Source organism: Rhodopseudomonas palustris (assembly GCF_003226555.1).
Classification (GTDB): domain Bacteria; phylum Pseudomonadota; class Alphaproteobacteria; order Rhizobiales; family Xanthobacteraceae; genus Rhodopseudomonas; species Rhodopseudomonas palustris_I.
The window spans coordinates 284,623-296,351 of record NZ_QKQS01000013.1 but is presented as its reverse complement, the minus strand read 5'-3'; the positions used below and the strand labels follow the sequence as shown (position 1 = coordinate 296,351).

Genomic DNA, 11,729 nt, shown 5'->3' with positions numbered 1-11,729 from the left:
GTTGCCGAACGTTTAAGCTCTCTCGACAACATTTCGAGTATGCTCGGGTTCCCGCGACACATTCTCCGGCTCGGGCATAAACGGACGGATTTCGACCGGGCAGGAGGGGCGCGAAATCAGCACATGATTAGCCGGCACTGCGGTCCAGTTTTGTTCGGTGTCGAACGGTTCGGAGGCAACTACGAGCGGCCCATCCTCGCGGTAATAGAGCGTGTTCGCCGTGTCGTTGTGCGAGAACCGGAACGCATAGAGGTCTTGGCCGTTCGCGAGCGCCGAGGTGAAACGCATCCGTTCGCGCAATCCGTCTTCGTCGACCAATTCGCACAGCGCGCGCATCACGCGCTGCGTGGCACCGATCGGATCCTGCTCGAGATCCTGCCCCATCATCGCGAGAAACACCGCCTCCGAATCGGTGGTGCCGACGCGCGACGGATACAGTTCATCGGGGATCATCGCCTCCACCTTGCGGCGCAGCCGGCTCCAGCTTCCGATGAAGCCGTTGTGCATGAACATCCAGCGCCCGCATGCGAACGGATGACAGTTCTGCCGCGTCACCGCGGTGCCGGTCGCCGCGCGGACATGGGCAAAGAACATGTGCGATTGCAGATGTCGGCAGAGATAGCTCAGGTTTTCATCGGACCACGCTGGCCTGGTCTCGCGATACAGCCCCGGCTCGGGGTGAACGCCGTACCAACCGAGCCCGAAACCATCGCCATTGGTGCTACCAGCGGACTCCCGGGCGCGCAGGCTCTGATTGATCAGGGAGTGGACGGGTTCGGTGACGTAGCTGTCGAAGGACGTCTCTTTTCCGCGGTATGCCAGCCAGCGGCACATCTACAGACCTCGAAACATCTGTGCACCTCGAAATATCGCCGGATGGGCGGCGTTCGCGTTCCTCCAACTGATGCACGGCGGGCAATGTTCCGTGGCCACTCGCCTAAGCGCGCATCAACGGCTAAGTTCGGAACGGATGCCGACGTTGCTCGTTACCGACCCTCTTGGAACCGCCGCAAGGCGCGCCGCCACATGAACATTTTCGACCCCAAAGGTCCGGTCGCGTACGGAAATTCGACCATTCTGGTTGATTCCGTGGTGATCATGCTCGCGATCGTGGTGCCGACGATCATTGCCATCCTGGCTTTCGCGTTCTGGTTTCGCGCTTCCAATCCACGGGCGAAGTATCGGCCGGAGTTTACTTATTCGGGAAAGATCGAACTCGTGGTGTGGTCGATCCCGACGCTGACCATCATTCTGCTCGGCGGTGTCACCTGGATTGGTGCACACCGGCTCGATCCGGCCGCGCCGGTCGAAGGAACCGGCATTCCGGTTCGGATCCAAGTGGTGTCGATGGACTGGAAGTGGCTGTTCATCTACCCGGATCAGGGCATTGCGACGATCAACTCGCTGACCGTGCCGGTCGGCGCCTCGCTGAAGTTCGAATTGACGTCGGCGAGCGTGATGAACGCGTTCTTCATCCCCCAGCTCGGCAGCATGATCTATACGATGAACGGCATGGTGACGCGGCTGAACCTTCGAGCCGACAGCGAAGGCGAGTTGCGCGGGCTGTCGTCGCATTTCAGCGGTGACGGCTTTCCCGACATGATGTTTCCGGTGCATGTCGTGTCGCCGATCGCATTCTCCGAATGGGTCGCCAAGACGGCGTCGAGTGACAAAGCGCTGAACGCGGACAGTTACAAAGAGCTGATGAAGCAGGCGCCGGTGAGCGGCACGCGGAGCTATCGGCTGGCCGATCCGCTGCTGTTTGAGGCCATCAGCACGCAACGGATTCCGCCGCAGCCGGGGCCGCGTCCGACTACGGACGGCGCGCAGTCGTACATCGAAGCGAATTTTGGAGCCAACGCGATATGCTCGGCAAGCTCGACTGGTCGGCCATTCCGATCGATCAGCCAATTCCGCTGATCGCCGGCGCTACTGTGATGGCGGCGATCGTCGCCATCCTGCTGTGGGCAGGGCTCAAAGGCTACTTTCCCTATCTCTGGCGCGAATGGATCACCAGCGTCGATCATAAGCGGATCGGCGTCATGTACATGATGCTGGCGATGGTGATGCTGCTGCGCGGCGGCGTCGACGCGATCATGATGCGTGCACAGCAGGCGATCGCCTACCAATCGCCCGGTTATCTGCCGCCGGAGCACTACAACCAGATCTTCTCCGCGCACGGCACCATCATGATCTTCTTCGTCGCGATGCCATTCGTGATCGGGCTGATGAATCTGGTGGTGCCCCTGCAGCTCGGCGTGCGGGACGTCGCGTTTCCGACGCTCAATTCGGTCGGCTTCTGGCTGACTGCGAGCGGGGCGCTGCTGGTCAATCTGTCGCTGGTGGTGGGAGAGTTCGCCCGCACCGGCTGGCTGCCGTTTCCGCCGCTGTCCGAGCTCAGCTATTCGCCGGGCGTCGGCGTCGACTACTACGCCTGGGCGCTGCAGATCTCCGGCATTGGAACGCTGGTGGCGGGGATCAACCTCGTCACCACCGTGCTCAAGCTGCGGACGCGCGGAATGACGTATTTGCGGATGCCGATGTTCTGCTGGACGACGCTCGCCTCCTGCCTGCTGATCGTCGCTGCGTTTCCGATCCTCACCGCCACATTGGCGATGCTGCTGCTCGACCGCTATCTCGGCTTTCATTTCTTCACCAATGAAGCCGGCGGCAACATGATGATGTTCATGAACCTGATCTGGGCCTGGGGGCATCCGGAGGTTTACATCTTGGTGCTGCCGGCCTTCGGGGTGTTTTCGGAAGTGGTGTCGACCTTTTCCGGCAAGCCGCTGTTCGGCTACCGCTCGATGGTGCTCGCGACGATGGCGATCTGCATCATTTCGTTCATGGTGTGGCTGCACCACTTCTTCACGATGGGGGCGGGAGCCACCGTCAACGCGGTGTTCGGCATCGCCAGCATGATCATCGCGGTGCCGACCGGGGTGAAGATCTTCAACTGGCTGTTCACGATGTATGGCGGCCGGATCAGGTTCGCGACGCCGATGCTGTGGGCGATCGGCTTCATGGTGACGTTCATCATCGGCGGGCTGACCGGCGTGCTGGTCGCGGTGCCGCCGGCGGACTTCCAGCTCCACAACAGCCTGTTCCTGGTCGCGCACTTCCACAACGTCATCATCGGCGGCGTGCTGTTCGGCGCTTTCGCGGGCTACACCTATTGGTTTCCGAAGGCGTTCGGCTTCCGCCTGCACGAAGGACTCGGCAAGGCCGCGTTCTGGTTCACGCTGGTCGGGTTCTTCGTCACCTTCATGCCGCTCTACGTCGCCGGTCTGCTCGGCATGACCCGCCGGCTGCAACACTACGACGTCGCGGCGTGGCACCCGTTGATGATCGTGGCCGGTGTCGGCACCGCGATCATGGCGACGGCGGTGGTGCTGCAGATCGTGCAATTCGCGGTCAGCATCCGCCATCGTGACGAGCTGCGCGACCATACTGGAGATCCGTGGGACGGGCGTTCGCTGGAATGGGCGACCTCGTCGCCGCCGCCGGTGTTCAACTTCGCAGTCGATCCGGACGTGACCGGCGAAGACGCGTACTGGGCCACCAAGCAAAAGGCGTTGGAACACGGCCTCGAGACCCGCAAGCAGGACTATCACGATATCGAGATGCCGCGGAATTCGCCGACCGGATTTGTCTGCGCATTCTTCGCGACCGTAATGGGCTTTGCCTTGATCTGGCACATCTGGTGGATGGTGGCGCTCGGCGGGATCGGCGCGTTCGCGACCTTCGTGGTGTTCGCCTGGCGCGACCGCGACGAATACGTCATCCCGGCGGCCGAGGTCGCACGGATCGACCGCGCCAACATCGCCGAACGGCGTGCTGCGCTGGCCGCGGCGGGGCGCGCACCATGACCGAGGCGACGCTGTCATACGGTCAGGACGATCCGCATCAGTTGCGCGGGCTGGATTCGGTCGGCGCCAGTCACGAAGGGCCTGCGCCGAAACGGATCGTGGTCGGGTACGGCTTCTGGATTTTCCTGTTGTCCGACATCGTGATGTTCGCGTGCTTCTTCGCGAGCTACGCGGTGCTGTCCGGCGCCACCGCGGGCGGGCCGGGCGGCGCACAACTGTTCGATCTCCGCAACGTCGCGATCGAAACCGGTTGCCTGCTGCTGTCGAGCTTCGCCTGCGGGATGGCGAGCGTCGCCGCCGCGGTGCGCAGCCAGCGCTGGTTCCAGCTCGCGATGGCGGTGACCGGATTGCTCGGCCTTGCCTTCCTCGTACTGGAGCTGCGGGAATTTGCCGGCCTGGTGGCGCAGGGAGCCGGTCCGACCCGCAGCGCGTTTCTGTCAGCGTTCTTCACGCTGGTGGGATGCCACGGGCTTCATGTCACGATGGGCCTGCTGTGGCTGCTCACGATGATGGCGCAGGTGTTCGCCAAGGGCTTTCGCGACGACATCTGCCGCCGGCTGCTGTGCTTCTCGCTGTTCTGGCACGCGCTTGACATCATCTGGGTGGCGATTTTCTCGATGGTCTATCTGCTCGGGAGCGCAACATGAGCGACAAGAGCGTCACCGACGACGCCGAGCCCTACGACGTCGCCCCCGGCGACCAGGAGGACGTTCGCATCGGCCCGCGATTGCTCGGCTATGCGGTCGGGCTCGGGCTATCGGTGCTGCTGACTGCGACCTCGTTCTTCATCGCTGGCACCGATCTCGTCTGGCAGCCCAGCATCCCGGTGGCGATCACGGTGCTGGCGATCGCGCAGATGGGCGTGCAGCTGGTGTTCTTCCTCCACATCACCACCGGACCGGACAACACCAACAACGTGATGGCACTCGCGTTCGGCACCCTGGTCGTGCTGCTGGTGGTCGGCGGCTCGATCTGGATCATGGGGCATCTCAATCACAACATGATGCCGGTCGAGCACATCATGCGCTCCGGCGGCTGAACGGCTGCAACCCGATCCATCGTGTGTTGCGCGGCGGCGACGCTGAGATCTCGCCCGCGCGACACAATGCCGCCCGATCGGTTGCTGATCGGCGTGGTGCGAGCGTGATCGGCGAGGCATGGTCCGTCGGCGAGTCCGCTTGCGCAGCTGCGATCCCACGCCGGCCGCGTCGATACGGGGAGAGTCGGATGTCCATGCTCAAGCGCACATTGATCCTGCTCGGTCAGACCGCATCATCGGTTTCTGCCCGGCGATACGCATTCCAATTGGCGCAACGGACCGGGACGGAATTGGCCGGGCTCGCCGGAGTAGATCCGTCGGCGATCGAAGCGCCGATCCTCGGCGGCATTGGCATCTCGGCCTATCAGGCCAAGCTCGAAGACGAGCTGAAGCGTCAGGCGGAGGAGGCGCAGCAACGTTTGCGCGAGATTTTCGAGCGCGAATGCCGTGACCGCGGCCTGCCGTTCGCGTGGCTGGCGTTCGAAGGCGATCCGATCGACGCCTTCCAGCTCGCCAGCGAAACGCGGGATTTGGTGATTGCCGGGCACGACACCGGCTATGCGGGCGATCTCAACGAGCCGCTGTCGGAGGTACTCGCCAAATTACTGCTGCGGACACCGCGGCCGATGATCGTGTGTCCCGACGAACTGCCGGAAGGCGAGGATGTGCTGATCGCCTATGACGGCAGCATCGCGGCGATGCGCGCGCTGCAGATGTTCGTGCTGCTTGGCCTCGGCGCCGAACGTCGCATCGTCGTCGCGGCGGTCGATCGAAGTGAAGAGACGGCCGAGCGTAACTGCGCGGCCGCGGCCTCGTATCTGCGCAGCCATGATTATCAGTCGGAGTCGCATCCGCTGTCGTCGGACGTCGAACCGTCGGAGGCGATAAGGATCGCGGTGGCCGATCGCAAAGTCGGCACGCTGGTGATGGGCGCATACGGACGTCGCGGGTTTCGAGAGGCGCTGTTCGGCTCGACCACGGACGAGCTCGTCGCCAATCCGCCTTGCTCGCTGTTTCTGTATCATTGACGATCGTGCCGGTCGCGATGCCGACGGCCCGTTCATGTGCCGCGATCACAGATCTCCGCGATACTCTGCCACGTCCGATCGTGTTGCTCGCGGGTCCGTTCGAAGGTCGCCTTGATCGATTTCAGCGCCTTGTCGCTGGAGGTGGAGAACGTCCCCAGCCGGACTTGTTCGGCCGCGATTCGTCCGAGAGTTTCGTCGAGATCGCGCTTGGCTTGCTCGATCGCTGCGCTGGAGTCCTGCTTCAGCTTTTCCAATACGTCCTTGATCTCCGCCTTGCGATCGATCGTTCCGACGGCGAGTTGATCGTCGGACAGGCTGCCCAGCCGCGCCAGCAAGAACCAGCGGATTTCGTCGTGCGCCTTGCCCCATTCTTTCGACAGCCAGGCGACGGTGACGTCGCCCACCTCCGGCGGAATCGCGTGTCGGGAGGCCAGCGCATCGAGCCGCTCGGCGAACACGGTGCGGATCGACAGCAGTTCGGCGATTGCGCGGTGCGCCTCAGTGCGTTGGGCGCCTTCCAGATGGGCCGCCCAGCCGTGCAGCGAAGAGGCGAGCATGTCGATCGCGTCCCGCTTGGCCTTGATCCAACTGATTTGTTCGGAATGGCTGACGCTCGCGTCCATGGTCTGGCGCCTTCGGCTCGGTGCTGGCGGAGGGCCGATGCACGTCGCACGACTGCCGAACTCCACCGCCACTCAGATAAACAAAACGATAACGTTTTGTTCTGTAGCTGTCGATGGGGATTTCCCTGACAAGAGCGTCTCGGCTTTGCCGCAGTGCAGAGCTTGGCGGCGAAATGATGTTGGCTCTGCCATTGGGCTGCTCTTATCCAATGGAACATCTTGCAATGGCATGGCTTGCTGGTCGGAGGGGGGTATAGTGGCATGCGATTTTCGCAACAGGAGGCGACCCAGACGATGAAAACCGCAGCGAAAAAGTCCGCTGCAAAGGCGCCCGCCGCCAGATCCCGCGGTGGCCGCCCGACCCGAACCGCCGCCCTTCAGCGCGACCTCCGGTTACTCGATGTGGCTACTCGCCTGTTCATGGAGCGGGGCTTCGATGCGACCACGATCGATGCGGTGGCGGAGGAGGCGCGGGTCTCGAAATTGACCGTCTACTCCCGCTACACCGACAAGCGGGGGCTGTTCGAAGCGGCGCTTCGCCGTGAGATCGCGCGCTGGCTGGCGCCACTGTCGAACGGTGTCGAGGAGCGCCGGAATAACCCGTTGAACGGGTCGCTGGAAGCGTGGTTTGTCTCGATCGGCCGGCAGATACAGGAGATCGGATCGACCCCGCGCGTCACCGCGATCATGCGCACGCTGTCGTTCCAGGCGGCGAATTTCCCCGATCTGGCGCGGCTGGCCTACGAGGAGGGCTGGGGGCGCGCGGTGTCGACCCTGGCGGTACTGTTCGACCATTTCAACGAGCAGGGGCTGGTTCGGGTGCCCGATGCCGCCGCGGCCGCCGAGACCTTTCTCAATATCGTGGTCGGCCCGCTGACTCGGCTAACGATGTTCGACATTGCGATCGACGAGAAGACACGGGATCGGCAACTCCGTCTGGCCGTCAAACTGTTTCTGAACGGCATTCGCCCCAATTGAGTCCGCGCGGCGACGCGATCGTTCGATCGCCTGAGGCCGCGTCTCTTCCAGCGTTCACGAAGTAGCGAGGTGGTCCCGAAGTCGGGCCGCCAACAGCCCAGCGCTGGGTCATGTCGATTGACATAACGAAACGAACTGGTACCGTATCGTTCTGGCGCCCCAGCGCCATTGCGGTTCGCGGACTACCGTACTCCCACGTTGTCCGTGAACCGACGCGGCCGATCGCATGCCGCCCCAAGCGATCGGCCGCGTTCTTTATTCGTGGCGGCGGTTTTCACGCTCACGGGCGCAGCCCAGAGCCGGTCTCATGCGTGCCTTCGTCTCAGCCATCGTCGCCTGTTTCATCGTGCTGGCGCCGCAGCCATCGTCGGCCGCGCGCGACGCAGTGGCGACCGGTGCCGGCCAGACCGGCGAGGGGCGGGACGCCGATCAGCCCGTCTTCGACAAGCTCGAAATGGTGCGCGCCGCGCCGGTCTCGTTGGGACAGGCGATCGCGATTGCCGAGAAGCTGCACCCGGGGACCAAGAGCGTCCGGATCGAGGCCGACATCGTCAGCAACGCGCTGGTCTACCGCGTTCGCACAGCGCGCGACGGACAGGTTTGGGTCAGCGTCGTGTCGGGCAATTCCGGCGCGGTGGTCGGCGAGCCGTCGGATTCATCGCCGGTGCAGGCCGGCGACGACGAGCAGCGCGAGCTGGCGCTGTTGCAATCGATCGGCCCCGGCCTGTCGGATGCGGTGGCGGTCGCTGAGCGGTCGACGCGCGGGCGGGCGGTGCTCGGCGAGCTCGTGGTGGAGCAGGGCCGGCTGAAATTCGCCGTGGTGGTGCTGGCCGGCGACGCGCTGAAGGAAGTCGTGCTCGAGCCGCCCGGTGCCCGCTTGCGCCGTTCGCCGCCCGCCCGTCCTGGTGCCGCGCCCGGCCGTCCGACCGTGCCGCCGAGAAAGCAGCCGTCGTGACCGGCGCCTCGGTATCCGCGCTGGCGGCGCTCGCCGGTTCTGCGATCGGCGGCCTGGCGACCTTGAGCACGACCTGGCTGTCCCAGAACTACCAGGCGCGCAGCGCGCGCTTGACACAGGAAGGCAGCCGCCGCGAAAAGCTGTTCGGCGAGTTCATCGATCAGGCGTCGAAGCTCTATATCGATGCGCTGATGCACTCGCTCGACGATCCGACCAAGCTGATCGAGATCTACGCGCTGATCGGCAAGCTGCGCCTGTTCGCGGCGCCGAAGACGGTCGCAGAGGCCGAGCGCGTGATCGAGCACATCGTCGCGCTCTATGATCGACCGCCGTTGAACTTGCAGGATCTGCACATGTTGGACCGCGACAAGTTCGATCTGCTGTGGCCGTTCGCCGAAGCCTGCCGCACCGAGCTGACATCCGGGCCGTCATAGCCGCGCACGGCGCGCCTGCGCTGCGCGGGTCGTCACGGGGCGATCGTCACCACCACTTTGCCGAGCGCCTCGCGGCCGGCGAGCGTCTTGAACGCGGCGCGAAAATCCTCGAGCGCGAACACGGACTCGATCGCGGGCTTGAGCTCCCGGTTGCCGAGCAGCCGGTACAGGTCCGCCATACAGCGTTGGAACGCGGCCGGCTCGCGCCGCGGCACTTGCGCGAGATCGACTCCGAGCAGGCTGCCGCCTTTGAGCAGCGGCAGGTTGAACGGCAGCGCCGGAATGCTGCCCGCCGCAAACCCGACGACGATGTGCCGGCCGTTCCAGGCGATCGAGCGAAACGCATCGACCGAGATCGGGCCGCCGACCGGATCGAATACGACGTCGGCGCCGTGACCCTCGGTCAGGGTCTTGAACGTGTCGCGCCAGTCCGGCTGCGTGTAGTCGATCACCGCGTCGGCACCGAGGCGGAGCGCGAAGTCCCGCTTCGGCGCGGTGGAGGCTGCCGCGATGACGCGCGCGCCGCGCAGCTTGCCGATCTGGATCGCGGCCGTCCCGACGCCGCCGGCGGCGCCGAGCACCAGCATGATCTCGCCCTGCCGGAGTGTCGTGCGCTCGGTCAGCGCGTAATACGCCGTCAAATAGTTGGCCCGAAATGAGGCGCCTTCCTCGGGCGATACGCCGTCCGGCAGCCGGCTGACGGCCTCGGCGGGGACGACGATGGCCTCCGCGAGCGCACCGGAGCGCGCCATGCCCATCACCGCCATGCCGGCCGCGTACTCCGCGACACCGTCGCCGACCGCTTCGATCACGCCGGCGAATTCGGTGCCGGGAATGAACGGCAGCGGATCCTTGGTCTGGTAGCGCCCTTGCACCTTGAGGCCGTCGACGAAGCCGATGCCGACCGCCTGCACCCGGACCAGCACCGATCCCGGCGTCACCGCCGGCCGTGCGACGAGCTTCAGTTCGATCTGGTCGATCGCGGCGTATTGCTCGACGACGACGGCCTTCATCAAGGTTTTACGATCTGGCAAGGGAGGGCTCCATCGAACGTGCAGCTTCTTTGTTGGCCGCGAGCTTTGCCGCAATGCCGGCGGTCTGTCGATCGGATTCGTGCATACGGCCATGAGCGGCGCGGCGCTTGCGTTGATGCGCTGGGCGGGCTTGACCGTGCTCGTGCGAGCGCCAAAGAAGGCCTGCAGAAACCGTAGCGAGCCAGCCGGAGGGACGATGCCGCATCTGGTGATGGACTATTCGGCCGACCATCTCGGCCGCGACCGTGTCGGGCGCCTCATCGAGCAGCTCGCCGTCACCGCCGCGGCGACCGGGGTGATGCAGGCCGCCGACATCAAGGTGCGGGCGCGCGGCTTCGACGACTATCTGGTCGCCGGCCAGCGCGACAGCTTCGTGCATCTTGCCGTGTTCATGCTGGCCGGCCGCACGCCGGAACAGAAGGTCACGCTCAGCACCGCGCTGCGCCAGACTCTGGTCGAACACTGCCCCGACGTCACCAGCCTCAGCGTCGACATCCGCGATATGGATCCGGAGGCGTACAAGAAGCGGCTGAAAGCCTAAGGCCTGCGTCAGCGATCGATCATGCGGAAGCCGACCACGCCGGCGTCGGCATCGAACAGATAGTCGAATGCGTTCAGGGCATGAACGCTGGTGTTGACGAAGGTCGGCCGGTTCTCGCCGCCGACCAGCACGATCCGTTCGGGCGCCGCGGGATTGGCGGTGTCGCCGGCGGCGAAGCCGTAGCCCGCCGGGCGCTCGGCATCGGCGTCGCCGAACCGGATCGACAGCCGTGTGCCGGGCGCCAGCGTCTGGCCGCCGCGGTCGCCGGCCTGGGTGCGATCGGCGGCGCGATCCGCCGGCACGGTCAGATACATCACCGAGACGCCGGTATCGATCAGCGCGGTGCCGCAGGCCGGCGCGCCGCCTTCCACCGCGATGCAGGCCGGCAGCGGACCCCAGTCGCGGCCGTCCGCTGCGCGTTGCAGCTGCACGAAGCGATAATTGCCGCGGGTGTTGGCGGCGGTGAGCCCGACATGGACGCCGGCGCGCGTCACCACATAGCCGCGCGTCAGGCGGCCGGGCGCGGCCATCGTGCCCATGCCGGGCAGATTGAGGAACGGGTTCTTGTCCGGTGTGCTCTGGCTCTGATGATCTCCCTCGCGGGCAAAGCCGATGCCCATCATCGCGACGTGGCGCGGCGCGTCGCTCGGCTCGCAATTGCGGGGATGCGGCACACAGTCGATCCGCTCGACGGCGAGCACCGCGATCGGCCGGGTGGTGACGCTCTGGTCGTTGCTGCCGCCGATCGTGACGCGGGTCTCGACCCAGCGGCCGCGCATGATCCGGCCGGAACTCGAATAGGTCAGCGTGCCGGGCCCGATCTGGCGCAGGCCGTCGATGCCTGGAATGCTCGACGCCGCGACCACGATGCCGGTCGAGCCGGTGTCCATCACCGCGCGCACCGGGTCTCCGCCGAAACTCATCAGCAGCGTCGGCGGCGCGCCGCGCGGCTCGCCGGTTTCGCTGTCGTTGAGGTAGCGCAGATAGGTGCCGCCTTCGCGGTTCTCGTAGCGCGGCTGCGCGAGGGCGGGCGAGGCGAGATAAACCAGCGCCAGCGCCATGGCGCTGATGGTGACGGTCTTGGCAATGTCGTGGTGGATCACGATCGTTCGCTCCCTCGTAATCGAGACATCAATGCAGCCATCGCTTAATCGATGATCTGTAGCTTGAAGGAGAGCTCTACGCGCAAGAGCTTTACGAGAGCACAGTGGCGCCATGAACAATTCTA

13 protein-coding genes are annotated in these 11,729 nt (G+C 65.0%); 9 read left to right on the top strand and 4 right to left on the bottom strand.

The genetic code is table 11. The features are described 5' to 3' along the window. Positions 1 to 12 precede the first annotated feature (12 nt). Positions 13 to 834, bottom strand: coding sequence for a class II glutamine amidotransferase (locus tag DNX69_RS09100; RefSeq protein WP_110785682.1), 822 nt, complete (start codon positions 832 to 834; stop codon positions 13 to 15). Here DNX69_RS09100 and DNX69_RS09095 point away from each other — a divergent pair. From DNX69_RS09095 to DNX69_RS09075, 5 genes are all read left to right on the top strand, one after another. Further along, positions 766 to 1,920, top strand: coding sequence for a cytochrome ubiquinol oxidase subunit II (locus DNX69_RS09095; RefSeq protein ID WP_234826906.1), 1,155 nt, complete (start codon positions 766 to 768; stop codon positions 1,918 to 1,920). The two genes, DNX69_RS09100 and DNX69_RS09095, sit on opposite strands and share 69 nt — an antisense overlap. Further along, positions 1,866 to 3,869 carry a cytochrome o ubiquinol oxidase subunit I gene (cyoB, locus tag DNX69_RS09090; RefSeq protein WP_110785681.1) on the top strand — a complete coding sequence of 668 codons (2,004 nt, stop codon included), beginning with the start codon at positions 1,866 to 1,868 and terminating at the stop codon, positions 3,867 to 3,869. The genes DNX69_RS09095 and cyoB overlap by 55 nt, the downstream gene beginning before the upstream one ends. Continuing rightward, entirely contained in the window at positions 3,866 to 4,516 is a 651-nt protein-coding gene (locus DNX69_RS09085; RefSeq protein ID WP_110785680.1) for a cytochrome (ubi)quinol oxidase subunit III, read from the top strand. The genes cyoB and DNX69_RS09085 overlap by 4 nt, the downstream gene beginning before the upstream one ends. After that, complete coding sequence (cyoD, locus tag DNX69_RS09080; protein ID WP_110785679.1) at positions 4,513 to 4,908, top strand: cytochrome o ubiquinol oxidase subunit IV; 396 nt, start codon at positions 4,513 to 4,515, stop codon at positions 4,906 to 4,908. The genes DNX69_RS09085 and cyoD overlap by 4 nt, the downstream gene beginning before the upstream one ends. Positions 4,909 to 5,096: 188 nt before the next feature. After that, complete coding sequence (locus DNX69_RS09075) at positions 5,097 to 5,936, top strand: universal stress protein (protein WP_110785678.1); 840 nt, start codon at positions 5,097 to 5,099, stop codon at positions 5,934 to 5,936. A 32-nt stretch (positions 5,937 to 5,968) separates the two neighbouring features. On the opposite strand, the gene DNX69_RS09070 is transcribed toward DNX69_RS09075, so the two are convergent. Beyond that, positions 5,969 to 6,559, bottom strand: coding sequence for a hypothetical protein (locus DNX69_RS09070; RefSeq protein ID WP_110785677.1), 591 nt, complete (start codon positions 6,557 to 6,559; stop codon positions 5,969 to 5,971). Positions 6,560 to 6,961: 402 nt separating this feature from the next. Here DNX69_RS09070 and DNX69_RS09065 point away from each other — a divergent pair, with 402 nt between their 5' ends. The 3 genes from DNX69_RS09065 (at position 6,962) to DNX69_RS09055 (ending at position 8,926) form a co-directional block, all read left to right on the top strand. Beyond that, positions 6,962 to 7,537 (top strand): TetR/AcrR family transcriptional regulator, encoded by a 576-nt coding sequence (locus tag DNX69_RS09065; protein ID WP_234826905.1) that lies wholly within the window; start codon positions 6,962 to 6,964, stop codon positions 7,535 to 7,537. A 307-nt stretch (positions 7,538 to 7,844) separates the two neighbouring features. Further along, positions 7,845 to 8,492, top strand: coding sequence for a PepSY domain-containing protein (locus tag DNX69_RS09060; RefSeq protein ID WP_110785675.1), 648 nt, complete (start codon positions 7,845 to 7,847; stop codon positions 8,490 to 8,492). After that, complete coding sequence (locus DNX69_RS09055) at positions 8,489 to 8,926, top strand: hypothetical protein (RefSeq protein ID WP_110785674.1); 438 nt, start codon at positions 8,489 to 8,491, stop codon at positions 8,924 to 8,926. Before DNX69_RS09060 ends, DNX69_RS09055 begins: the two co-directional genes overlap by 4 nt. Positions 8,927 to 8,958: 32 nt before the next feature. Here the strand turns inward: DNX69_RS09055 and DNX69_RS09050 are convergent, their stop codons facing one another. Further along, positions 8,959 to 9,939 carry an NADPH:quinone oxidoreductase family protein gene (locus tag DNX69_RS09050; RefSeq protein WP_110785673.1) on the bottom strand — a complete coding sequence of 327 codons (981 nt, stop codon included), beginning with the start codon at positions 9,937 to 9,939 and terminating at the stop codon, positions 8,959 to 8,961. Between the two features lie 217 nt (positions 9,940 to 10,156). Here DNX69_RS09050 and DNX69_RS09045 point away from each other — a divergent pair, with 217 nt between their 5' ends. Next, positions 10,157 to 10,501 (top strand): 5-carboxymethyl-2-hydroxymuconate Delta-isomerase, encoded by a 345-nt coding sequence (locus tag DNX69_RS09045; RefSeq protein ID WP_110786036.1) that lies wholly within the window; start codon positions 10,157 to 10,159, stop codon positions 10,499 to 10,501. Between the two features lie 8 nt (positions 10,502 to 10,509). Here DNX69_RS09045 and DNX69_RS09040 read toward each other — a convergent pair whose 3' ends face one another. After that, entirely contained in the window at positions 10,510 to 11,604 is a 1,095-nt protein-coding gene (locus DNX69_RS09040) for a hypothetical protein (protein WP_234826904.1), read from the bottom strand. Positions 11,605 to 11,729: the final 125 nt, after the last annotated feature.